The organism is Hymenobacter gelipurpurascens (assembly GCF_900187375.1).
In the GTDB taxonomy this organism is placed as follows: domain Bacteria; phylum Bacteroidota; class Bacteroidia; order Cytophagales; family Hymenobacteraceae; genus Hymenobacter; species Hymenobacter gelipurpurascens.
Genome location: NZ_FYEW01000001.1, coordinates 2,660,057 through 2,683,405, shown reverse-complemented (window position 1 = coordinate 2,683,405; position 23,349 = coordinate 2,660,057). Strand labels below are relative to the sequence as shown.

Annotated in this window: 21 protein-coding genes; 9 read left to right on the top strand and 12 right to left on the bottom strand. The window is 57.6% G+C overall.

Annotated features, from left to right (window positions below):
* Positions 1-753, top strand: coding sequence for an urease accessory protein UreG (gene ureG / locus CFT68_RS11390; RefSeq protein ID WP_088843534.1), 753 nt, complete (start codon positions 1-3; stop codon positions 751-753).
* A 64-nt stretch (positions 754-817) separates the two neighbouring features.
* Here the strand turns inward: ureG and CFT68_RS11385 are convergent, their stop codons facing one another.
* Positions 818-1,987: an acyltransferase family protein gene (locus CFT68_RS11385; protein ID WP_088843533.1), complete on the bottom strand. Its 1,170-nt coding sequence runs from the start codon at positions 1,985-1,987 to the stop codon at positions 818-820.
* A gap of 115 nt (positions 1,988-2,102) precedes the next feature.
* Positions 2,103-2,960, bottom strand: coding sequence for an urease accessory protein UreD (locus CFT68_RS11380; protein ID WP_088843532.1), 858 nt, complete (start codon positions 2,958-2,960; stop codon positions 2,103-2,105).
* Between the two features lie 230 nt (positions 2,961-3,190).
* On the opposite strand from CFT68_RS11380, the gene CFT68_RS11375 reads away from it, so the two are divergent.
* Positions 3,191-5,239, top strand: a complete 2,049-nt coding sequence (locus tag CFT68_RS11375; protein WP_088843531.1) for a S9 family peptidase — start codon at positions 3,191-3,193, stop codon at positions 5,237-5,239.
* A 138-nt stretch (positions 5,240-5,377) separates the two neighbouring features.
* On the opposite strand, the gene CFT68_RS11370 is transcribed toward CFT68_RS11375, so the two are convergent.
* The 6 genes from CFT68_RS11370 to CFT68_RS11345 all read right to left on the bottom strand — a co-directional run bounded on the left by CFT68_RS11370 (position 5,378) and on the right by CFT68_RS11345 (position 13,458).
* Positions 5,378-5,749 carry a hypothetical protein gene (locus CFT68_RS11370; protein ID WP_088843530.1) on the bottom strand — a complete coding sequence of 124 codons (372 nt, stop codon included), beginning with the start codon at positions 5,747-5,749 and terminating at the stop codon, positions 5,378-5,380.
* 70 nt (positions 5,750-5,819) lie between these two features.
* The gene (locus CFT68_RS11365; protein ID WP_088843529.1) at positions 5,820-6,194 is read right to left on the bottom strand and encodes a PH domain-containing protein; all 375 of its coding nucleotides are present in this window, start codon (positions 6,192-6,194) and stop codon (positions 5,820-5,822) included.
* Positions 6,195-6,224: 30 nt separating this feature from the next.
* A complete protein-coding gene (locus CFT68_RS11360; RefSeq protein ID WP_088843528.1) occupies positions 6,225-6,581 on the bottom strand; it encodes a hypothetical protein in 357 nt (118 codons plus the stop codon).
* 148 nt (positions 6,582-6,729) lie between these two features.
* On the bottom strand, positions 6,730-9,096 hold the full coding sequence (locus tag CFT68_RS11355) for a M1 family metallopeptidase (RefSeq protein ID WP_088843527.1): 2,367 nt from the start codon (positions 9,094-9,096) through the stop codon (positions 6,730-6,732).
* Between the two features lie 200 nt (positions 9,097-9,296).
* A complete protein-coding gene (locus CFT68_RS11350) occupies positions 9,297-9,902 on the bottom strand; it encodes a HupE/UreJ family protein (RefSeq protein ID WP_088843526.1) in 606 nt (201 codons plus the stop codon).
* 115 nt (positions 9,903-10,017) lie between these two features.
* Complete coding sequence (locus CFT68_RS11345; protein ID WP_088843525.1) at positions 10,018-13,458, bottom strand: T9SS type A sorting domain-containing protein; 3,441 nt, start codon at positions 13,456-13,458, stop codon at positions 10,018-10,020.
* 445 nt (positions 13,459-13,903) lie between these two features.
* Here CFT68_RS11345 and CFT68_RS11340 point away from each other — a divergent pair, with 445 nt between their 5' ends.
* From CFT68_RS11340 to CFT68_RS11310, 7 genes are all read left to right on the top strand, one after another.
* Positions 13,904-14,452, top strand: a complete 549-nt coding sequence (locus CFT68_RS11340; RefSeq protein WP_245815349.1) for an RNA polymerase sigma factor — start codon at positions 13,904-13,906, stop codon at positions 14,450-14,452.
* The gene (locus tag CFT68_RS11335; protein ID WP_088843523.1) at positions 14,449-15,156 is read left to right on the top strand and encodes an anti-sigma factor; all 708 of its coding nucleotides are present in this window, start codon (positions 14,449-14,451) and stop codon (positions 15,154-15,156) included. Before CFT68_RS11340 ends, CFT68_RS11335 begins: the two co-directional genes overlap by 4 nt.
* A gap of 23 nt (positions 15,157-15,179) precedes the next feature.
* Positions 15,180-16,097 (top strand): hypothetical protein, encoded by a 918-nt coding sequence (locus tag CFT68_RS11330; protein ID WP_088843522.1) that lies wholly within the window; start codon positions 15,180-15,182, stop codon positions 16,095-16,097.
* A gap of 16 nt (positions 16,098-16,113) precedes the next feature.
* Positions 16,114-16,839, top strand: coding sequence for a hypothetical protein (locus tag CFT68_RS11325; RefSeq protein WP_088843521.1), 726 nt, complete (start codon positions 16,114-16,116; stop codon positions 16,837-16,839).
* A 164-nt stretch (positions 16,840-17,003) separates the two neighbouring features.
* Complete coding sequence (locus CFT68_RS11320) at positions 17,004-17,444, top strand: hypothetical protein (RefSeq protein WP_088843520.1); 441 nt, start codon at positions 17,004-17,006, stop codon at positions 17,442-17,444.
* A 131-nt stretch (positions 17,445-17,575) separates the two neighbouring features.
* A complete protein-coding gene (locus CFT68_RS11315; protein WP_088843519.1) occupies positions 17,576-17,836 on the top strand; it encodes a hypothetical protein in 261 nt (86 codons plus the stop codon).
* Positions 17,837-18,172: 336 nt separating this feature from the next.
* The gene (locus tag CFT68_RS11310) at positions 18,173-18,649 is read left to right on the top strand and encodes a hypothetical protein (RefSeq protein WP_088843518.1); all 477 of its coding nucleotides are present in this window, start codon (positions 18,173-18,175) and stop codon (positions 18,647-18,649) included.
* Between the two features lie 39 nt (positions 18,650-18,688).
* Here CFT68_RS11310 and CFT68_RS11305 read toward each other — a convergent pair whose 3' ends face one another.
* From CFT68_RS11305 to CFT68_RS11290, 4 genes are all read right to left on the bottom strand, one after another.
* Complete coding sequence (locus CFT68_RS11305; protein WP_141106527.1) at positions 18,689-19,072, bottom strand: hypothetical protein; 384 nt, start codon at positions 19,070-19,072, stop codon at positions 18,689-18,691.
* Positions 19,073-19,158: 86 nt separating this feature from the next.
* Positions 19,159-21,774 carry an ATP-dependent chaperone ClpB gene (gene clpB, locus CFT68_RS11300; protein ID WP_088843516.1) on the bottom strand — a complete coding sequence of 872 codons (2,616 nt, stop codon included), beginning with the start codon at positions 21,772-21,774 and terminating at the stop codon, positions 19,159-19,161.
* A 329-nt stretch (positions 21,775-22,103) separates the two neighbouring features.
* Entirely contained in the window at positions 22,104-22,568 is a 465-nt protein-coding gene (locus tag CFT68_RS11295; RefSeq protein ID WP_088843515.1) for a hypothetical protein, read from the bottom strand.
* A 50-nt stretch (positions 22,569-22,618) separates the two neighbouring features.
* A complete protein-coding gene (locus CFT68_RS11290) occupies positions 22,619-23,188 on the bottom strand; it encodes a hypothetical protein (protein ID WP_088843514.1) in 570 nt (189 codons plus the stop codon).
* Positions 23,189-23,349: the final 161 nt, after the last annotated feature.

Sequence of the window (23,349 nt, the reverse complement as noted above, 5' to 3'; positions counted from 1 at the left end):
ATGACCTTTATTGATAAGCTGGCGCTCCTGTTGCACGGACATGCGCACGAAGCGTACGAGTCGCCGGGCGACTTTGCGCAGCGCGAAACCCGGCGGCTGCCGCCCTACCGCAACTTCCGCAAGCGCGCCTTCACGGTAGGCATTGGCGGTCCGGTGGGCACGGGCAAAACTGCCCTTCTCAAAGCCTTGTGCGAGCGGCTGCGCCACGAGTTTGAACTGGGCGTGGTCACCAACGACATCTTTACCAGCGAAGACGCCGAGTTTCTGATCCGGCACAGCGCCCTGAGCGAAGACCGGATTGTGGGCGTAGAAACCGGCGGTTGCCCGCACGCCGCCATTCGGGAGGATATTTCCCTGAACATGGATGCGCTGGAAGGCCTGATGACGCGCTTTGAATACAAGCTCGACTACCTATTCGTGGAAAGCGGCGGCGACAACCTCGCGGCACACTTCAGCCGCGAGCTGGTCGATTATTCGATCTATGTCATCGATGTGTCGGGCGGCGACAAAATTCCGCGCAAAGGCGGCCCCGGCATCACCCAATCTGACCTGCTTGTCATCAACAAAACCGACCTGGCCGAGCTCGTGCGCGCCGACCTGGGCGTAATGGACCATGATGCCCGTAAGATGCGCGGCGAAGGTCCGTTTCTGTTCGCCCGCGCCCTGCACGGCGTGGGTCTGGAGGAAATTATAGGCCACATTCATGCCGCCAAAGCGCGTGCATTGGAAGCCGTGCGGGAAGATCGGCGGTAAGCTGAAACGTGTATGGCGACAAGTGGCCTACAGCAGCATAGGCCACTTGTAGCAGCGGCTAGGATTAGGCCGTGATGAAGATTCGGCGGCGGTACAAGAAGGCTAGTAGGCCTATCCACAAGCAGGTGTACACGATGGCCCAAGTGAGGGAGGCGTGGTAAGGATTGGCAAAATACGGGCGGCAGAGTGTGTCATAGAGCCAGTCGCGGGGGTAGAAGACGGAGCCATCGGGGTGGCGGAGCTTAAGCCGCGTGAGGATGCGCTCTATTGCTTCCGCCCCGAAAAACACGACGAGCGTGTTGCTCCCGCAAGCCAGCAGCAGCCACAGGCCACGGGGGCGCCACTGCTGCACATCGAGCACGAAATACAGCGCCGCCAGCATCAGGCCCGATAAGCCGCCGGCGTAGAGCACAAAGGAGCTGCTCCATAGGGCTTTGTTGATCGGGAACCAGCCATTCCAGATCAGGCCCAGCACCAGCGTGCCGCTGCTCACCACAAAAAGCCAGGCAGTTTTGGTAGGCGCATCGGGACCGGTAGCGCGCAGCCACTGGCCCGCGAGCACGCCCAACAGACCGCTGGCCAAGGCAGGAAGCGTGCCCAGCAACGACTCCGCATCCCAACCTTCTTCATTAGTATACAGATGCTCCTTGCCGATGAGCAGACGGTCGAGCCAGGCGCCTAGGTTCGTTGATTTCTCCAGGCTGGCGTAGCCCAGGCCCGGCACCGGCACCAGCTGCAACAGCACCGCGTAGGCCACCAGCAGGGCCACCGTCAGCCAGGCTTGCTGGCGCCAGCTCATCTTCAAAAAGCAGAGGGCACTGAGGCCGTACACCAAAGCCAGCCGTTGCAGCACGCCCAAAATTCGAAACGAGGTAAAGTAGAAGTTCGGCAGCAGCCCGATCAGCAGCCCCAGCACCACCATCACGAGGACACGGCGCGCCACGCGGCGTAACGTTTTAGCGTGTAGATCAGGAGTTTCTCGAACGGTTGCCAGCCCATACACGAGCGCCACGCCCATGATGAACACGAAAGCGGGAAATACGAGGTCGGCCAGATGGAAGCCGTTCCAGTCGGCGTGCGTGATAGGGGAGTAGTAGAAGTGCCAGTCGCCGGGGCTGTTCACCAGCAGCATAAGCACGATAGTCAGCCCCCGAAACACATCCAGCGAAACCAGCCGGCTAGCCACTCGGTGGGTTTCGGGTGGTGCGGTAGCGGAGGGGTTCTTAATCAGCATAGAATGAGGGTTATAATGATGAGGATAAGGATAACAAGGGAAAAGCTGAACGAGGATTTCGTTCCAGGTCGGGCATTTGAGGGCAAGCCGCAAGATATTACGGCTCCGGTTGCCGCTAATACTTGCGCCGCCCAGGGTGGTGGCCTAGCAGCTCGGTTTGTTCCAGAGACTGGCCTAGCGCCTCGTAGAGCGGCTGCAGCGCCTGCCGGCTGGTGCCCAGCGCCCGCAGCAGATATACGCCGGGCCGCGAAGGCGTAACGGCCACCACAAATTCCTGCTTCGATAAATCATCGGGCAGAGCGGCGCGGCTGATGGTTTGCAGCTGCTCCAGCGTACGGGCCAAGGCTAGGAAACGCGCGTCATCGGGGTGGCCTACGAGGTACACGGAAAGCGTGGTCTGGTACCGGTCGAAGTTGGCAGGCGAGGTGGCAATGTGCTCTTCGGGCCGGAAGGCAAACCGGTCCAGGACTGTGAGGCGGCCAGCTACCGTAATGCGCAGCTCTGAATCAAAAGAAGTGAAGGCAAACTGCTCGCCGTTGTCCATGCGGCCCGAGTGAAGCCAGTCGGCCAGCAGCAGCACGGCACCAGAGGCTAAGTGCCAATGCTGGCGCTGGCGGTAGCGGCTGTTTTCCTGCAGCACCACGGGGTCGGGCAGCACGGCGGCCAGCGCGCCACTTTCCAGCGTGCCTTCCACGGTTTGCTCCGCCACTTTGCCATCCATGGAGCGGAAAATTTTGGTATTCGCCTGGGTTCCTAGCAGGAGCCGCGTCTCGGCGTGAGCCGTGAGGTGAATCCGGATAGTATCGCCCGCCACCATGCCGCCCCCGTAGCTGGAAAGCACCACGTGGCAGCCACCGCCCGGTGCCCGCGGGTTCAGAATTTTCAGCGGCTGCACATTGCGGCTCGCCACCAGCACCGACTGGCCCCGGACCTGCGCCACGGCAATTTCACTCCAATCGGCAGGTGCAGGCATAAGAGGCAAGGTGGAAAGGGAGAGTGGCCTGGGCTTAGCGGAACGCGAAACCCCGCGAGATAGCACAAATATGCGGCGCTAAGCACAACCATTGAGAGTAAACAGGCGGGCGGGGCATAATTTTCTATTGCGCAACCCTCAAAGTTCGGGCTTATCTTGAGGTTTGTATCTACGCTAAAACGCAACCTGCCGGCCCTAGGCCAGTCTTTCGCATTCACTTCCCTCAGCATATGAAAAATCTACTACCCATACTGGGCTTGCTGCTGCCCTTCGGGGTGGCCGCGCAGACTACCTCGCCGGCCCCGCACCCGCTCACGGCCCGCGACCTGCAACAACTGCGCGACGTGCGCGACGCCCACTTCTCGCCCGATGGCCAGTGGGTGACCTACGTGGTGAGCCAGGCCGATACCGCCGCCGACAAAGGCAACGCCGACGTGTGGATGGCCCGTTACAATGGCACGCAAAACCTGCGCGTAACCACCAGCCCCGACAATGAAACGGCCCCACGCTTCTCGCCCGATGGGCTCTACCTGAGCTTTCTATCCAGCCGGGGCGAGGGGGAAGATGGCCACAGCCAGCTCTGGCTGCTGAACCGCAACGGCGGCGAGGCCGAGAAGGTAACCAAGCTCAAAGGCAGCGTATCCGACTACGTGTGGGCACCTGATGGCAAGCGCTTGGCCCTCATCATCCGCGACGCCGACCCCGATTCGCTGACGGTGGTGCAGAAGGCCAAGAAGAAAACGCCGCCCGTTATTGTCGTGGATCGGTTTCAGTTCAAGCAGGATGTGGATGGCTACCTCAACAAGCAGCGCCAGCACCTGTACGTGTTTGATGTGGCGGCGCGCAAGCTGTCCAAGCTCACTTCAGGCATTTATGACGAGTACTCGCCGGCCTGGAGCCCCGATGGCAAGCAGCTGGTATTCGTGAGCAAGCGCGGCGACGACCCCGACCGCCACGACAACTTCGACCTCTACGCCATTGATGCTACGCCCGGCGCCCAGCCGCGCCAGCTCACCACTAGCGATGTAGCCGACAGCGCCCCCAGCAACTGGAGCGGCCGCCCCGCCTGGAGCCCCGATGGCAAGCAGATTGCCTTCGTGGAAGGTGGCCCGAAAGATCAGCTCGTGTATGGCCTGCACCAGCTGGCCGTAATTCCGGCCGCCGGTGGCACACCCAAGCTGCTCACCAGTGGCCTAGACCGCAATACGCTCAAGCCCCAGTGGTCGAAGGATGGCAAGAGCCTGTATTTCCTGCTCGAAGACGACCGCGCCCAAGTGCTGGCCCGCGTGCCGGCCAACGGTGGTAAAGTGGAGCGCGTGCTGGATGGCAAGCGCGAAATCACGGAGTTTGAAGTCGGCCCCAAAGGCCAGATAGTGGTAGTAAACAGCGAGCCACAATTGCCCGATGAGGTGTTTGCTTTCGAAAAGAAAGCCCTGCGCCCCATTTCCAAGCAGAATGATGCGTGGCTGAAAACCGTGCAGCTCGGCGCCACGGATCCTATTCAGGGCAAGAGCAAGGACGGTACGCTGGTGAGTGGTTTCCTGGTGAAGCCTGTCGGCTACCAAGCGGGCCAGAAGTACCCCACGGTGCTCCGCATTCATGGTGGTCCGGTATCGCAGTTCGCGTACAGCTTCTCGCCGGAGTGGCAGATTCTGGCGGCTCACGGCTACGCTGTAGTGGCCAGCAACCCGCGCGGTAGCTCGGGGCGCGGCCTGGAGTATTGCCGCGCCATCTACGCCGACTGGGGCAATAAGGACTCCGAAGATGCGCTGTCGGTGGTAGATTACGCCGTGCAGCAAGGCATTGCTGACCCCGCCCGCCTGGGAGTAGGCGGCTGGAGCTACGGTGGTATCCTTACCGACCACCTTATTGCCCGCGACAAGCGCTTTAAAGCCGCCACCAGCGGCGCCGGCATCGCCAACGTATTTGCTGGCTACGGCACCGACCAATACATCCGCGACTACGAAACCGAGCTGGGCACTCCCTGGGAGCACACCGATGTATGGATGCGCATTTCGTACCCCTTCTTCCACGCCGGCCAGATCAGCACCCCCACGCTCTTCCTGTGCGGCGAGAAGGACTTTAACGTACCCCTGCTGAACACCGAGCAGATGTATCAGGCCCTGCAGAGCCTGAAAGTGCCCACCCAGCTCATCATCTACCCCGGCCAGTTCCACGGCATCAACAAGCCCAGCTACGTGAAGGACCGCTACGACCGGTACCTGGCCTGGTACGACAAATATCTGAAAGCCGGCACCACTACCGCCGGCGGCCAGTAGACCAGGAAACTTGAAAACGAAACTAAAAGGTGGTCATGCCTGATTAAGCATGACAGACAAACGAATACTGACACAAAAAAGCCCCTTGCATAATTGCAAGGGGCTTTTTTGTGTCAGCTTACTGGCCTAGGCCAGTCACTATTTTGGTGGCTCAATCACCAGCTGGGGCACATCATACGTGCTGTAGATAGCTAAGCAGATGCGAGATTCCGACTCTACTTTACTCGCCTTGCGGAGGCTGAAGGTTATCGTCTGGCCCGGTTGCAATGGGGTGTTCGATAGGGTGGAATAGGTGCCAAAGACGTTGGGATATTCCTTGTTGTTGTAGTTGATCGTCCGGCCAACGTTGGGGCCATCTGGCAGTTGAATGAGCGTGCCGTTGCAGCTTGTGCCTATCACTAAGCCCTTCACGGAGTTCAGCGGAAGGGAGGAATCTTCTTTCTGACAACCGCTCAGTGAAGCAGCTGCTACAGATAGGCCTACGAGAAGTAGAGAGTAGAGAGGGCGCATAGTTCGGTGGGGTTCAGTATAGCCTCAGGAGCCACGGAAGCGCGCTGAGGTTGCACGTAGGCCACTCCCGTTACAGCGCAAACTCGCTCAGGGCGCGGTACACATCGTGGATGTTCTTATCGTTGCGGAAGGTCTTGCTGATGGGCTCCGTCTGTCCGCGCACCCAGATTTTCAGCTCCGCATCCATATCAAAATGGCCGGTAGTCTCCATAGAAAACCGCTCGATGCTGCGGTAAGGCAGGCTCAGGTACTCCCGCTTCTTGCCCGTTACACCCTGCTTGTCTACCAGAATCAGGCGCTTGGTGGTGAATACCAGTAAGTCGCGGATGACAGCGTAGGCGTTGCGCACCTCTTCGCCGGGGGCCAGCAGCTGGCTTAGCTCCAGTTGAATTTCCTGCGCGTCGGTTTCAGACGCATTACCGAGGATGGCATCGAGAAGTCCCATGAGATGATAAAAGTGAGGTGGGTGGAGTTATTAAGGAAAAGTTAGCCCAAGAAGTGTACGCAACTTAGTATTGTTCGTCACATTCTGACCATCCTGCTGCATACCAAACTTACTCAAACAAAGAGTAGATGTATGACCGTCAAGATAATGCAGCGTGACTTGTGCTCTAGTATTCATGGCCGTTGTGGATGCATCAGATTTGAGAAGGTTTATCTCCTGACTTATGGCGAGCAAATCGGAAGTCTTATTGATAACTAATACTGAAGCTTCTGGAAATTGCTGCGAGAAGTTTTGGCAATTGATAGCATTAAATGAGGTAATGAGAAAGTCTACGGCTTTGACTTCTACTTTCACTAACGAACCTCGCTGGGTGATAGAAGCATCCATATTCTGCTTCGATTTTTGGTCTGATGAGTAACAAGAAGAAAGCATAAGCAAGAGGTTAAAGAATATTGTTCGCATAAAAACAGCTGATTATAAACCAAAACAGCCGGACCAACTGGCCCGGCTGTTTTAAATCTACACGAAAGGAAGCTTAGTTGCCACCCGTAGCACCGGTAGTGCCACCACCTTGCTTGGGCTGCTGCGACGATACATTGCGCTGCTGCATTGGGTTGGGGTTAGGCTGCTGCTGCTGCTGCTGGAACAGCTCGAAGCGGGAAGGCGCCAGCTTGCGCGGGAAACCGTTGTTCGAGAGGTCCGTGTCGGCGGTTTGCAGGTAGGGGTCGAGGGTGAACGAGGCCACGGGCTTCTCGGTGATGAACACCTTCGTTACCTCGGCGTTGTTGCGGCGCCAGATTTCAGCGGGGATGTTCACCACTTCGTTGGTGCCGTCGGCGTAGGTCATCTGGATGATGACGGGCATCACTAGGCCACCCAGGTTCTTCAGATCGAGCTGGTAGAAGTTCAGGCCCTTCTTCAGGATTTCCTGCTGCTCCGGCTTCAGCTTCGATACGTACTGCTGGTAGCGGGCCTTGTCGGTTTCCGATACCGCCAAAGGGTCGTAGTTGTTGTAGAAGTCCTTCAGCTCAGGGCGCTCGTCTACCAGCGTTTTGCTGATGTCTTGGAGGTTGCGCTGCTGAGAGAGGCTTTTCGGGGCTGCGTTCAGTTCCTCGCGACGGGCGGCATTCTCAATGTCAGGGTTCTTGGAATCGACTTTGTACCACTGCACGCTCTCGATGCTCATATCAGTGTGCTCGGTTCCGTAGAACCAGCCGCGCCAGAACCAGTCGAGGTCAACGCCGGAAGCGTCTTCCATGGTGCGGAAGAAGTCGGCGGGCTTGGGGTGCTTGTAGGCCCAGCGCTGGGCGTAAGTCTTGAAGGCGTAGTCGAAAAGCTGACGACCCATTACGGTCTCGCGGAGGATGTTCAGGGCGGTGGCGGGCTTGCCGTAGGCGTTGTTGCCCAGCTGCAGCACCGTTTCCGAGTTCGTCATGATGGGGTTCTGCAGGTTCGGGTTCATGGCCATGTACGGCACAATCTGGCCCGGCTCGCCGCGGCGCGATGGATAACCACGCTCCCATTCCTGCTCCGTGAGGTACTGCATGAACGTGTTCAGGCCTTCGTCCATCCAGGTCCACTGGCGCTCATCGGAGTTCACAATCATCGGGAAGAAGTTGTGGCCTACCTCGTGGATAACCACCGAAATCAAGCCATACTTCGTGGCCGAAGAGTAGGTGCCGTCAGCCTCGGGGCGGTAGCCGTTGAAGCAAAGCATCGGGTACTCCATGCCGCCAATGGGGCCGTGCACGGAAATAGCCACCGGATACTCATACGGAATAGTGAACTTGGAGTAGGTCTTAACGGTGTGCGCCACGGCCTGCGTAGAGTACTGGCCCCACAGCGGGTTAGCCTCTTTCGGGTAGTACGACATAGCCACGACGGGCTTGCCTTCCACTTTCAAGCCCATAGCATCCCAGATGAACTTCCGCGAAGAAGCCCAAGCGAAGTCACGCACGTTTTTGGCGTCGTACACCCACGTTTTGGTGCCCTTAGCGCGGCCTTGCTCGGCTTTCGTAGCCTCGTCCTGGGTCACAATCACCACAGGCTTCGAGGAAGCTTTGGCCTGATCGAAGCGCTTGCGCTGCGTAGAGGTCAGCACCTGGTCGGGGTTCTGCAGGGTACCGGTGGCGCCTACTACGTGGTCGGCGGGAGCCGTAATGGCCACTTTGTAGTCGCCGAAGGGCAGCGTGAATTCACCCTGGCCTAGGAACTGCTTGTGCTGCCACCCGTTCACGTCGTCGTAGACGGCCATGCGGGGGTAGAACTGGGCAATTTCGTAGAGGTAGTTCTTGTCCTGCTCGAAGTACTCGTAGCCAGAGCGGCCACCCGTCTTCTTCTGGTCATTAACGGTGTAGTGCCACTTCACCGTGAACGTAACGGACTGCTTGGGGGCCAGCGTCTGGGGCAGGTCCACGCGCATCATGGTGTAGTTGATGGTGTGGGCAAGCTGCTTGTTGCCGCCCTTCATCCGGATGTCGTCGATCTTGAACGAGCCGTCGAAGCTGGTGCGCTCCAGGTACTCCAGCGTCTGAAACGACATCTTATCCTTCAGCTCGGCCGTTTGCGTGGACGCCGTCATCGACTTGGGGTCGTAGATGTTGGCGTCGAGCTGCAGCCACAGATACGTGAGCTTGTCGGGCGAGAGGTTGGTGTAGGTAATATCCTCGGTGCCGCTGATGCTCTGGTCGGCATCATTAAGCGTCACTTTGATATTGTAGTCGGCGCGTTGCTGCCAGTAGTCGCGGCCCGGCGCGCCTGAGGCGGTGCGGTACGTGTTGGGCGTGGGCAGCTCCTGGCCGAGCTGGGCAAATTTGTCGGTGCCGGAATTGGTGTTCTGTGCCAGCGCCGGAGCGGCCAGCAAAGCCACCAGCCCAGCGGCCAGCAGAGTAGGTTTCAACATAGGTTGCAAAAGGGGAGTGAAAGACGCCTTACAAAAGCGAAGATACTGGCCTAGCGCCGCTTATCCTCGCGTGCCGCGAAAGACACCAACTGGCCTAGCGGAGTTGCGTGGCGAAGAGATGAAATTGTGAATTTGTGAAATGGTGCAGAGCTGCTTCTGGTGCTTCGCGCTGCTCGCCATGCCAGGCCTAGGCCACTTCACTATTTCACCAGTAGCGTGAGAGCAATGCCCAGAGCGGCGCCGGTGGTTACAAGCAGCCAGTCGCGGCGGGCGGCCCCGAAGATGCGTAGCACTATGAAGCCCACAACCAGAATCAGGCTCACAATGAGCAACTGGCCGAGCTCTACGCCCACATTGAAGGCCAGCAGCTCCAGTACGGGGCGGCTCTGGTGGCCTAGCAGCTCACGCAGGTAACTGGAAAAGCCGAGGCCATGAATCAGGCCAAACATAGCAGCCAGAAGGTTCGGAAGCGTCAGGAAAACCCGGCTGGCGGGCTCGCGGCGGTTGGGGCTGGGCCGACTGACTGGCCTACTGGCTTGCCACAAATTGGCCACGCAGGTAATCAGGATAGTGATAGGAATCAGAACCTCAATCAGCTGAGGCGAGTAGTTGACCACGCCCAGCGTAGCCAGCGCCAGCGTGAGCGAGTGGCCTACGGTGAAGCTCGTGACCAAGGCCACCACCGGCCGCCAGTCGCGCAGCACGTAGGGCGCGCACAGGGCCAGCAGGAACACCATGTGGTCGTAGGCACCCAGGTTGAAAATATGGAGAAACCCGAGCTGTAGATACGTTTGGAATACCGACATATGGCAAAGCTACACGACCTGAGGAATTTGACCGAGGCCAGGAACTTGCGGGCCAGCAAAAAGTCCCGCCAGCACAAGGCCAGCGGGACTTTCCAATCACAGAAAAATCGGAAGGCTATTCCTTCACAATCCGACGAACATCTAGGCCACCTGCGGTTTGCGCGCGCAGGATATAGATGCCACCGGGCAGCTGGCTCAGGTCGAGAGGTTGCAGCTGACGACCCGCGGGCACCGTCAGGCTACGCACCTGCTGGCCTACAGCGTTGTAGATGCTCAGCGTCACGGCTTTGGTGTAGCCTTTCAGCTCCAGGGTGAGGTGACCATCGGTAGTAGGCGTGGGGAACAGCGTGAGGGAGGTGCCGGCCAGCGGCTTCACGGCCGACGTTACTACGAGCGGCTGCGAAGGCTGGGAGGCACAGCCGCTGGCCGTAGTAGCCACCGTGTAAGAGCCATATTGGGCTGCCGCATTCACCACGTAGGTTTGGTTGGTGGCGCCCGCAATGGCTGTGCCATTCAGGTACCATTGGTTGCCGGTAGCCGCTGAGCTGGTGAGCGTAGTAGTGAGGCCATTGTACACTACCGTTACCGTGGGGCGAGCAGGTGTGGCATTGATGGTAATGGTGGCCGTAGCTGTGCTAGCGCAAGTGCCGGCTACGGTGTAGGTAATGGTGTAGGTGCCGGCAGTGCTGGTAGCCAGGTTGATAACGCCCGTTGCCGGATCAATCACTAGGCCGGTGGCTGAGCTGCTGAATGTGCCGCCGGCTGCGCCCGTGATGGTGGGCGTTGGGTTGGCAGCGCCCAGGCAGTAGGTGGCAGTAGCGTAGCTGAAGGCTGCCGAAGGAGTTGGCGTTGCGGTTACCGTAACGGGAGCCGAGTACACGGTGCGGTTGTCAGCCGTCAGGATAACGGCGCGGAACGTGGTGGTAGCCGTCAGGTTGGCGAAGGCATAGGTAGCGCCCGTGTTGGTGCCGGCCACATCCTGGAAACCGGTGCCACTGTCGGCCTGGTAATTTACCACAGTGCCCTGGTTGCCGGTAAGCGTGATGACGCCCGCATTAGTGCCCCCGCATACACTGGCCGCTGAGGAAGCCAGGACACCGCCCTCGGTGTTAGCCAGCACAAAGAAGTCGTTGCCGGGTGTCAGGTCCTGAGTTGAAACGACGCCGGTTGTGGGAACTGTAGCCAGCGCTCCGCCCCGCGATACGAAAACGCCGGTAGCGGTAGCTGCCTGCGCAACCACCGTGGTAGCCGTGCCGCCCGCTATGTCATTCGTTCCATAGCTGAGCTGCACACGGGCCGAAGCAGGTAAGTTGGCCGTGTTTTGTATGCGCACGTAGCGTGTAGGGTTCAGGCTGGAAAGGGCGCCGGAAACCGTGCCGCCCGTGGCGCCACCAACTACCGTAGCCGTGAATGTTTGGGCCGCCGTGGTGCTGATGCCCATAAGCACCACCGGACGCCAGCCCGTAGCATCGCCAACGGCGAAAGTGCGCGAAACGGGGGTAGTGCTATTCACCGTGATGCCCAGCGGGCCTTTCACGTAGCTGAGGGCAGAACCCACCGGAAAATCGCCGGCTCCGGCCCCAATGATGAGTGTATTGGAGGGAGAAGTAGTAATAATGCCATTGGAAAGCAGCACGGAAGCATTGCTCACACCGGCCACCTGAATGTTGCCGCCTGCTACTACCACGCCTGCAGGGTTGCTCATCGTGATAACGTCTACGGCCCGCGACGCCGGTATTTCGAAGCCGGTGGTGCGAGGGGCCGTTTCTGGGGCATAAATCAACTGCAGAGCCCCGCTACCAAGATTGAATGCCGGTGCCACATCGAAATTACCCGCGGTAGTGGTACTACCCGTCACGCCGTACTGAATGCTATTGAACACTGGGTTACCGCCGCCAATAGTCAGGTTGTTAGCGCCCAGTACATTACCCGTAAACATGGCTACACTGGTAGCAGCAATAGGGGCTGCTATGGTTACGCCACCGCCCGTATTCTCGAAGGTGATTTGGCGAATAGGGCTGGTGAAGGTGCCAGTGCCGTTCAGGGTTTGCGCAGCGCTGCTCTGAAAATACAAGCGGCTGCCCGGAATGGTAGAACCACTCGCCGACGTATTAGCCGTGAAGGTGCCGTTGTTGGTAAATGTGGGGCCCGCCTGCAGCAGCAAGAAACCGTTTAGGTCGAGCGTGGAAGTGGCCTGCACTACTGTATTGCCGCGCACCACCAGTTGAGCCGCCAACAAGGCAGTTTTAGCCGTGGTTGTCCCATCAATCAGCAGACCGGGGGCATTGCCAGCCAGCCGGAAGGTGGCCTGGCCAGTAGCCGGCGCCGTGGTAGCGCCAGTGCCTATGCGCAATGTGCCGCCAGTAGCGGTCATGCTGCCCAAAACGTAGTAATCGGCGGCCACAATGGCCGCGTTGGTATTTGGCTGCACCAGCGTAATAGTGCCACCCGAAATAGTCTGGGTGTTGGCGGCGGTGTTATTGGAGAGAGAGAAACTGAAGCTGCTAGCAGATGCATTGCCAACGGTTACCACGTTCAGGTCGCCGCCGCTCATGGTAAAGGTGATGGCGTTGGCGGTGTTCAGACGTCCGGCAATGTTTACCGTGCCTCCTTCCTGCGTGTACAGTGCGCCGGTGCCAAAGCCCAGAGAGTTGCCCGAGGCAGTACCCACATTGTACGTGCCCGCCGAAATGCGCAGCAGGCCATTGATGGTGGGCGAGCCCGTCTGACCTAGCACCGTGAAATTGGCGTTGCTCAGCCATAGGCCACCCGTGGCGGGCAGTGTGTAGCCTGCAGCGCCACCTACTACTTTGTTGCTGATAGTAGCCGAACCGGAAATCTTCAGTGTGCCGGTCATGTCATCGGCCAAGGGGGTGCCGACGCGTGTAATAAGGAACCCGTCGCCGGTGGTGGCGCTACCTTTCACGGAGAGGGTCGGGAGGTTCATATCCACCACATCATCGCGCACAGATTTGGCCAATGAAACGGTTTGCAGGTCGGTAGTGCCCGTGCCCGTGAAGCTGGCGCTGCCCGCTCCGGTAAACCGCAGATCAGTACCCACTGTGGCGCTGTTGCTTAGGTCGAGGGTGCCGTTGTTGGTTACGCTGCCGGCCACCTGCAGCTGGTAGGCCGTGGTAGTAGAAGTGAGCAGGGAGGCCGTATTGGCAATAGTGAGGGAAGCGCAGGCAGCAGCTACATCTACCGTTACAGTAGCGCCGGCCACTATGGTCACCTCATCGGCGGCGCTGGGTACTATGCCACCCGCCCACGTGGTAGGGTCGCTCCAGTTGCCGCCAGTGGCCGTGGAGCTGATGCTGGCTTGCACGCCGTGGGCTACTGTTGGCCGGGCCAAGGCGGCCACCACGTGACTTGCTGGAGCCGCGTAAGGCAGCCTGATGGACGTCTGGGCCGGAACCGGGGCCAGCTGCTTCCGCAACGTTTGCTGCGCGGCAATGGGCTGCGAACCTAATAGGCCTAGAGCGGCCGCCAGCAGGGGCCAAAGCCGCTTAGGCTGCTGACACAAGGTGCTTGTAGAGAACTGTAGAGTTGAGGGCATATAACTAGGTGAGAGGTAGATAAGGAAAGGAAATGCCGGAAAATGTGCGTGCTCCTCTGCAACAGGCCCCGAGACCACGGCAGCAGTAAAGCAGTGGCCTGCAAGCACAAAGCAGGAAAGGCAAAGAGAAGATTACTTTGGTAAGATTTAAGTGCTATTAAATTAGAATAAGTAAATATGATAGATTTATTAGGATATGCCCGAGGAAAGTGAAAAATAAACAAGGTTCTATTCAGTATACGGTCCAGCTTGGGGTCCCCCCTGATCTTCATTGAGGAGCAGATTGGCACATAGCCCTTGCCCACAGAGCTACATGCGTTTCCGGCGGTTAGGGCTGCGTAGCTTGGGCCTGCTAGTCTCTGTAGGCCACTACTCAGAATATTTTTAGGGCCCAACCAACCTTTCTGCGGGCCGCCAGCACTTTAGGCCAAACAGCGCTACTTGCTTGTCAACAACCTCTACTCCCCATACACTACTGGTAGACCAAGAGCTGCTAGCGGGCTGCATCCGGCAAGACCGGATGGCTCAACGGCAGCTCTACGACCGGTACAAAAAAGCTATGTTCTCGTGTGCGCTGCGCATTCTCAACGACCGGGAACTGGCTCAGGATGCGTTGCAGGATGCCTTCGTGGACGTGTTCCGTAACCTGGCCGCTTTTCGGCAGGATGCGGCTTTGGGTGCCTGGATCCGCACCATTGTGGTGCGCCGGGCCCTCGTGATTCAGCAGCGGGAGCAGCGCATGGAGGTCTATGACCAGCAGCGCCACCCCGAGCCCAGCATCTGCTGGCACGATAACCTGACGGGTGAGCTTCTGGAAAGAGCTATTCAGAGCCTCCCCACGGGCTACCGAACCGTTTTCTGCCTGATTGAGGTAGAAGGCTACGCCCACCGCGAAGTAGCCGAGATGCTCAGTATCTCGGAAGGCACCAGCAAGTCGCAGCTCTTCCACGCCAAGCGCCTGCTGCAGGGAAAACTTCAGGAACTACGCCGATGAAAGAAGAAATTGAAGAAGGCCCCGAGTTTGGTCGCATTCATCTCCATAAAGCTATTGCCAGCCTGCCTCAGCACGTACCAGCGGAGCAGGCCTGGGAACGTATTGTACAGCAGCTCGACTTTGCGGCGGCCCTAGATGAGGTGCGCCATGAGCTGCCCGAGCATGAGCCCGATGAACTGGTCTGGGACAATATACTGGCCGAGCTAGACCAAGAGCCTATAGCGGAAATCCAACCAGTATGGCCTACGCCGGCAGTTGTGCGCCCCATGTGGCCTACAGCGCGGGTGCTGCGCGTAGGAGCCATGGCCGCCAGCTGGCTGCTGGTGCTGCTGGCGTGGCACTACTGGCCTAGCGCTACCCCCATCCCGATAGCCACCACGGAGCGCGTCAGCTATAGCGTGGAAACCGTATCGGCCCCGCTCAACACCACGGAAGAGCCCCTGGCGCTGCCCGATGACGTGGCCGAAGAGCATGAAGGCATGGCGTTCATCAATGCCCAATGCACCAAGGTGCCGGCTGGCTGCCAGTCGCCGGAGTTCCGGAGCCTAAAGCAGCAGATGGCCGAGCTGGACGCGGAGGAAAAGCGCCTGCAGCAGGAAGTGCAGCGCTTTGGTAGCAACCCGGAACTGGTACGCTACCAAACCCGCGTCACGGCCCTCAAAGCAACCGTCACGAAAGAGCTTATTCAATTATTGATAACCTGATGCTGGAACTTCTATATAGGCACATGCCCCAACGGCAGCGTCGGCGGTGCTGGCTGGTGGTGCTGCTTTTGCTGAGTAGCGCCACGCTAGGCCAGGCGCAAACCAAAGTGCAGGTCGTGACGCGCACCATCGAGAAAACGCTCCCGCTCACGCCCACCACCCGCATCTATGTGCAGGGCGAAAAAGCCACCGTGCATGTGCAGGGCTGGGATAAACCCACCGCCCGCTTGGTGCTGCGCCTCGTGGCCAAGCACCCCGACCGCGCCGTGGCCGAGCGGGAACTGCAGGTGATGCAATACCGCATTGAGCAGACCGGCAACGATGTGAACCTGCGCAACTTCTTCACGCTGGCCGCTGGCACCACGCTCCAAAGCAACCTGCGGGCCGAATACACGCTGTGGGTGCCCGCCAAAATCAGCTTGCAGATCACCAATGCCTACGGCGAAACTATGCTCACTTCCCTGAGTGGCCTACAGGAAATTCTGCAGGAGTTCGGCCAGATAAAGCTGCAGGATTTGCAGGGCCAGCTTACCATCACGAGCAAGTACGCCGATATTACGGCCCGCAACCTCGACCTGACATTCACCTGCCACGCCGACAAAGCCGCCATTCGCCTCACCGATGCCGCCGGCCGCTATACCATTTACAATACTTATGGCAGCATTCGGGTGGAGCCCACGGCGGGCCTGACTGGCCTACAGATCACGGCCGCCCGCACCGAGGTCACGATTGTGTCGCCCCAGATGGATTTGTATAGCTACGAGTTCACCACCCTGCACGGCAACATAAAACTGCCTGCTAACACTACTTTTTCTCCGGGCGTTGTCAACACGCGCACCTTCTTCCAGGTGCAGTACCGCAAAACAGATCCACTTATCCGCGTGAACACCTCGTACGCGCCCGTCACGCTTCAGATCAATCCTTTACTGCTTCGTCGCTAGCTTCCGCTTATCTTCCATGACTACCTATTTCTTTCCGCGAGCCAGCCTGCTAGGCCTGTTTCTGCTCCTGCTTTTCGCCAGCCAGTCTGCCCTAGGCCAGGTAGCCGCCCCCGATTCTTCCCGCATCAGCTACGAAGAAGAGGAAAGCGACCAGTCCGACTTCAACCTCAAGGAGCGCTACAACTACCTGATCAGGTCCCAGATTGAGGAAAGCCAGTTGTGGAAACTGGGCCTCAACGATGTGGGGTACGACTTTGGCCGTTTTCGGTACGGCGTATATCTGATCTATGAGCGCAAACTGGGTACTTTGTTCTCGGTTTTGGGCGAGCTTAACCCTACCGCGCAGCCGGGTTGGCAATTTGTGTACAATCCCAGCAATCAGCAATTTACCCGATACACGAAGCGTTACTTCGATATGGGCGCTCAGGTAGCTGGCCGTTATTATTATAATCTTAAAAAGCGCATCCGGCAGGGCAAAAGCGCCAACAACTTCTCAGCTAACTACTTTTCAGCGGCTATCCAGACCAACATTAGCTATATCCCTTATAGTGATGTTGAAAAGTATTATGCTAATACTGCTACACCCAGCATGTGCTATGGCCTACAGCGGCGCCTAGGGCGCTATGGCTTCGTTGATGGCAACGTAGGATTACAATGGACACCTATAATGCGTCATGCAAGCTGGCATTTCGATCCGGAATTGATGGCGGAGTTCCGAATTGGTCTGGCACTTGGTAAGTAACCACTCGATCCTGCTAGGCCTAGTGGCGCTTGGCAAGCACTACCAATACCAGTCGGCAACACCTACATACCACCCTTAGTCAGGTGAAGGAACATAACCACTGATGTGTACCAGTACGATGCTGTAATCGGTTAGCTGAACTTATTTTTAACCAACCCAACGATATGAAAAATACCCTAGTAGCCCTCGGGCTTTTCGCGGCGAGTATCAGCACTGGTTTTGCCCAGCAGACCACCCCGGTCATAACGCCCACCACCACAATTGCGCCGGTAGCCGTGCCCAGACCTTTGCCCGATAGCCTGCGGCAGCAAGTGCATAAGCTGTTTAAGTGGGGTCGGCTGGCTAGCACTGTTGGAGCGGTTAGCGGCGGTCTGCTAATAGGAGGCGCTACCAGCTATGCCGTCAGAGGTGATGCCGACTGGAGCACCGGCATAAACGCCAGTGTGGGCACAAGCGCCGCCGTAATGGGTGCCATGGGGTTGGTGCGTTTCAGCCGCAAGCGCGAGCGGCAGCTAATGGCCCAGCTGGAAAATGGGCAGCCTTTGCCCGAGGATGTGGCCGCCTGGCTGCCTCTGCTAACCCAGCGTGGCTCCCGCAAAAAGTAAAGGGCTGCTATAGCCAAACTGAGTTGGCGCTGGCTTCACTGGGCCGGTACTAGCAGTGCAGATAGCCTCAGGGTTGCGCGAAAACAGGGTTTGAGTACTATCCTACAGCTCATCAGGTATAGATATCCTTTATGAAAACACTCCCTGCTTTGCTGCTAGGCATGCTACTGGCCTACTCGTTTGCGGGCCACAGCCAGGCACTAGCGCCCGCCCCCGTAGCGCCCCGCGTCTTCACCCATGCCGATACCCTGGAAGGCTTGCATCGTGTGTTTCTCAAGAACCGCCGCCGCGGCCGGACTATGACTGCCTTGGCACCAATTGCCGTTGGTACTACTGTGTATGGATGGTCACAAATACCTATGGGAAGCACCAATTTGCTGACTAGCTCGTAACCTGATTATGCCTCAACTTCGGCTATTGTTATGGCTTTTGCAGGTGGCATAGGGAGTGTTTTGCTAGTGGTATGCGGTCCGGATTCGTGGCTGGGAAATTCCAAAGAAGCTGAGCAGAAGATGCTGTTGCTGTATGAGCAGCGTAGGCCACTACCAAAACACATACAGCGCCAGCTCCACAATAGGCTGAAAGAACTGCTTGATTAGCAGAACCAACCACGAATAAAAAAGCCCCGTCGGCATTACGCTGGCAGGGCTTTTGGCATGTAGGGAAATAGGAGGGAGGTAATTTAAATAGAAAACCTATATATTATATAAACTCTATTTAAATTCTCTATGAAAGCGCTGATAGGATGGCTGACAGGCCTACTGCTACTCTCTACAACCGAGGCGCAGTCTCAAACGCTTCCTCCGGCGGCCAGCACCCCCCGGGTATTCACCCGCGCCGATACGCTGCAGGCGCTACACAGCCTGTTTCTGGCCAACCGCCGTCGGGGCCGGGTTATGACTGGCCTAGCACCTGTTCTGGCAGGAGTTGCCGCCTATTCGGGGTCTCAAATTGAGTTCTATATTGATATATTCGGTACCGGGCAGCCCGATACAACCTCCGATTGGCCTGCTGTAGGAGCAGTACTAGGCGGTTTCAGTAGCGTGGCCCTGGCAATCCTTGGCCCAAGCACTTGGGGCCGGAACTCGAAGGAGCGGGAGAGGGAAGCAGTTAGGCTATATGAACAGCATCAGCCCCTCCCGAAACGGGTGCAGCGCCAGCTTCATCGGCGCCTGACTATGATGCTGGAACGGGCCATCTTATAGGTCACCTACATACAGCTGATGCGTGGGTGAAAACATGTTCTAGGGCTTCCGAAAAACGAAGGTTTCAATAATTACCAAATTGGTATACACATTTGTTTCGCTCATGCCGCCGCCGGATGCCTGTAGCAGCACGTAGCCGGCTTTGTATAATTTAGATATGGCAACCTGCACTTTCTGAGTCATGCTAGTGCTGAATTCCCCTTTGAAATCCTTGAACTGTTCTTCATCAACTTTACCATTCTCGTAGGCCACTACAATTCGAGAACCATAAGAACCGCGTCCTTCATACACGCGCATAACGGCTATCTCGCCGGAGCTACTGCTGGAGGGTTCTGCAGGAGGCGTACTTTGCGCCCAAGTGCTGGCATGATCAAAAATCAGAATCGATACAACTAGAAGTAATACTCGAACTACAGCTTTCATGGAGATAGATATATTTTAAGGTCTAATACTAGCAAAAAAAGCCCCGCTAGCATACTGCCAGCGGGGCTTTTTGTTAATAATGATAATTACCCAACAGCCGGAATTTCCACGTTGTTGAAGCGGATCTGGTGGCCGTCTTCCAGCACGGCTTCCACCACAGCGTCCTTGGTTACGCGGCCCGAGAGAATGTCTTTCGACAACTCGTTCAGCACCAGGCGCTGGAGCACGCGCTTGAGTGGCCTAGCGCCAAACTGCGGGTCGAAACCCTGCTCACCGAGGAAGTCGAGCACCTCGTCGGTGGCCTCCAGCCGAATGCCGGCTTCTTCCAGGCGCTGCTGAATCTGCTTGAACTGGATGTCCACGATCTTGCGGATTTCCTTGCGCTTGAGCGGCTGGAACATCACAATCTCGTCGATGCGGTTCAAGAACTCAGGGCGCATGTGCTGCTTCAGGCGCTCCACTACTTCGTCGCGGGTGCGGTCCACCACTTCGTCGTGGTTGTACTCATTCAGCTCCTTGAAGTTCTTCTGAATGATGTCAGCGCCCGTATTCGAGGTCATGATGATGATGGTGTTCTTGAAGTTCGCCACTCGTCCTTTGTTGTCGGTGAGGCGGCCATCATCCAGCACTTGCAGCAGAATGTTGAACACATCGGGGTGGGCCTTCTCAATCTCGTCGAGCAGAATCACGGAGTACGGCTTGCGGCGCACGGCCTCGGTCAGCTGACCACCCTCATCGTAGCCCACGTAGCCGGGAGGCGCGCCAATCAGGCGCGACACGGCGTGGCGCTCCTGGTACTCGCTCATGTCGATGCGCACCATGCTGTTCTCATCGTTGAACAGGTACTCGGCCAGGGCCTTGGCCAGCTCGGTTTTACCCACGCCGGTAGTGCCCAGGAAAATGAACGAGCCGATGGGCCGCTTAGGGTCTTGTAGGCCCGCCCGGGAGCGGCGCACCGCATCCGAAATAGCCGCAATGGCCTCACTCTGGCCGGCTACGCGCTTGCCCAGCTCTTGCTCCAGGTTCAGCAGCTTCTCGCGGTCCGACTGCAGCATCTTGCTCACCGGAATACCGGTCCACTTGGCCACTACCTCTGCAATGTCCTCCTGAGTTACCACTTCCTGCAGCATGGTGCCACCGTCTTTGTTTTCGTTGGCCTCATCCTGCAGGACTTTCAGCTTGGCTTCAGCCTCCTGAATCTTGCCGTAACGTAGCTCCGCCACGCGGCCGTAGTCGCCCTGGCGTTCGGCCTGGTCGGCTTCCAGCTTGTAGCGCTCAATGTTTTCCTTCTCGGTCTGAATGCTGGTGAGAGCCGATTTCTCGTTTTCCCACTGCGCTTTCAGGGTGTCGCGCTTGGCGGTTAGCTCGCTGAGCTCTTTGCTGAGCACGGCTTCCCGGTCGCGGTTATCTTCACGACGGATGGCTTCGCGCTCAATTTCCAGCTGCATAATACGGCGCTGCACCTCATCCAGCTCAGCGGGCATAGAGTTCAGCTCGATGCGCAGCTTGGCGGCGGCTTCGTCCATCAGGTCGATGGCTTTGTCGGGTAGGAAACGGTCGGTGATGTAGCGCGAGCTGAGCTCTACGGCAGCAATTACAGCATCATCGGTAATGCGTACGCCGTGGTGCAGCTCGTACTTTTCCTTGATGCCGCGCATGATGCTGATGGCGTCCTCAATGCTGGGCTCATCTACCATTACAGCCTGGAAACGGCGCTCCAGGGCCTTGTCCTTTTCAATGTACTTCTGGTACTCCTTAAGGGTAGTAGCCCCGATGGAGTGCAGCTCGCCGCGAGCCAGGGCAGGCTTGAGCAGGTTAGCTGCGTCCATGGCACCTTCACCGCCACCGCCGGCCCCGATGAGGGTGTGCATCTCGTCGATGAACAGGATGATCTGGCCTTCGGAGTCGGTTACTTCCTTGATAACAGACTTGAGGCGCTCCTCAAACTCACCTTTGTACTTGGCGCCCGCAATGAGCAGACCCATGTCCAGGGACATGATGATTTTGTCCTTGAGGTTCTCGGGCACGTCGCCGGCCACAATGCGCTGGGCCAAGCCCTCCACAATGGCGGTTTTACCTACGCCAGGCTCCCCGAGCAGCACGGGGTTGTTCTTGGTGCGGCGGCTCAGAATCTGGAGTACGCGCCGGATTTCCTCGTCGCGGCCGATAACTGGGTCCATCTTGCCGGTGCGCACCTGCTCATTGAGGTTGCGGGAGTAGCGGTTGAGGCTCTGGTACTGGTCTTCGGCAGTTTGCGAAGTTACCTTGCGGCCCCCGCGCAGCTCCTTGATAGCAGCTTTCAGGTCTTTCTCATTGAAGCCGGCGTCCTTCATCAGGGTAGCTACGGCGTCTTTACCGCCCAGCAGCCCCAGTAGCAAGTGCTCCACCGATACATATTCATCGTCGAACTCCTTCAGAAAGCCGGTAGCGCGCTGCAAAGCGGCGGCGGCTTCGTTGGAGAGGTAGGGCGAGCCCCCGCTTACTTTGGGGTAGCCCATTACCAGTGCATCGAGGCGGGGCGTGAGGATATTGAGGTTTGCCCCCAGCTTATTAGCCAGAAACGACAGCACATTCTCGTCGCTCTGGAAGAGGCCCTTGAGCAAATGGCCGGTTTCAATGGCTTGCTGCTGATTGCCCCCGGCAATCTCGGTGGCCTTCTGCACGGCCTCCTGTGCCTTGATCGTATAGTTATTGAAGTTCATGATTGCTAAGTCGTTAGGTAGGTGCTTCGGGTAAGAAGTTCTACGAGATGCTTAGCAAACGGGGTGCAGAAGATCTTTTGCTGACTTTTTGGCTGTTATCAATGAATTTATATCATTTTTATAAGTCATATTGTCTTGATCTGGATTGATACAGCATTGTGCAAAGTCAAATAGGCATAGCTGAGAGAGGAAACAGGTTTATTCTATATGCTACACATTATCAGTGCATCGACAGCAGTTGGCGTAGCAAGCAAAACCGGCCTGCAACCTCTGTAGTTGTAGTCCGGTTTCGCTTGTTGGTCAATACTATATTTAGGTTTGCTGTTCTGCTAGGCCACCGCCCGGCCCAAACCTTCACCAGCAGCATCTGCCCGCCGAAAAAGCAACCCTGCTGCCACCCACAGACCGGCGAAAACGGTATTCAGCGCAATCACCCACAGCACACCCAAGTTAAGCTCGGGCCGCCAGATGGCCATGGCCACGAAAGGAACGGCAAACTGCGCAAGAGCCGTGGCAAACATGGCCTTTGCCATACCGAGCGGCTGTAGTTTCGCCAAAACGGCCCCGATGAAGCCGACGGCCAGCACCCCAGCATACAGCAGGTTGGCGGGGTTGTCTTCGCTGCCGATGAAGCCCACCGCCAGGTTGCCCCACACTAGTAGGAGGGAGGCAGCCACGACGACGACGACGGCCAGTTTATAGGCACCAGTGCGGCCCCGGCTAGCTATCAGCAAATAAAAGAGCCCCATGAGAAGCAGCGCGATGCCAGCCAGCACCAAGTGAGATATGGTCATTGGAATACTAGATTAGGGTTAGAGATGATACTGTGTAATAAGCTGCGCTGCTAGGCCAGTTGCTGGTTCAGGCTGCTGGTGCTGGCGCGGCGGAACAGCCAACCCGAAACGGCCCAGATGGCGGCAAAGACGCCATTCGCTACCAATACATTCAGCAGGTGAACATTGGGCTCAGCTGCAGCACCCGTAGGCTTCCAGACAAACAGGGCTATGGCTGTTACCACCACGTAGGTAAGCGAGGCGGCAAACATGGCATTGGACATGCCCAGCGGCCGAAAGCGCGCCACAAGTGATCCAATGAGAGCAACTGCTAGCACCCCGACGTAGAGCAGGTTGGCGGGGTTATCTTCGCTCCCAACTAGGCCTACGGCCATGTTCGCCCAAAGCAGCAATAGGCCTGCGGCCACTCCCACACCGGCTCCCAGCCGGTATGCGGCATTGTTGCTCATGCGTGCAATGAGAACAAACGTCATACCTGCGCCGAAAAGCAGGACGCCAGCGAAAACGAAGTCGCTTAGAGTCCAGAGCATATCAGAGAGAAATAGTTTTGCCGTCAGGGGGATGAGCAGCAGGAGCCCCGTGCCTAAGGCTACGCGCAGAATGCTTTTAGAGAGTGTCATAATAGTAGTGGACTAAGTTGATGTTTTAAAAGTCTCAAAAGGGGATGCTAACGGCTCTTTGGAGCTTGCACTGGCCTAGTAAAGCAGCGGCTAAAGTGCTTGCGGTACCTGCAGGCAGAGTCAACAAGGATCCTTGGGTTAGCAGCTACAAGTAAATAAAA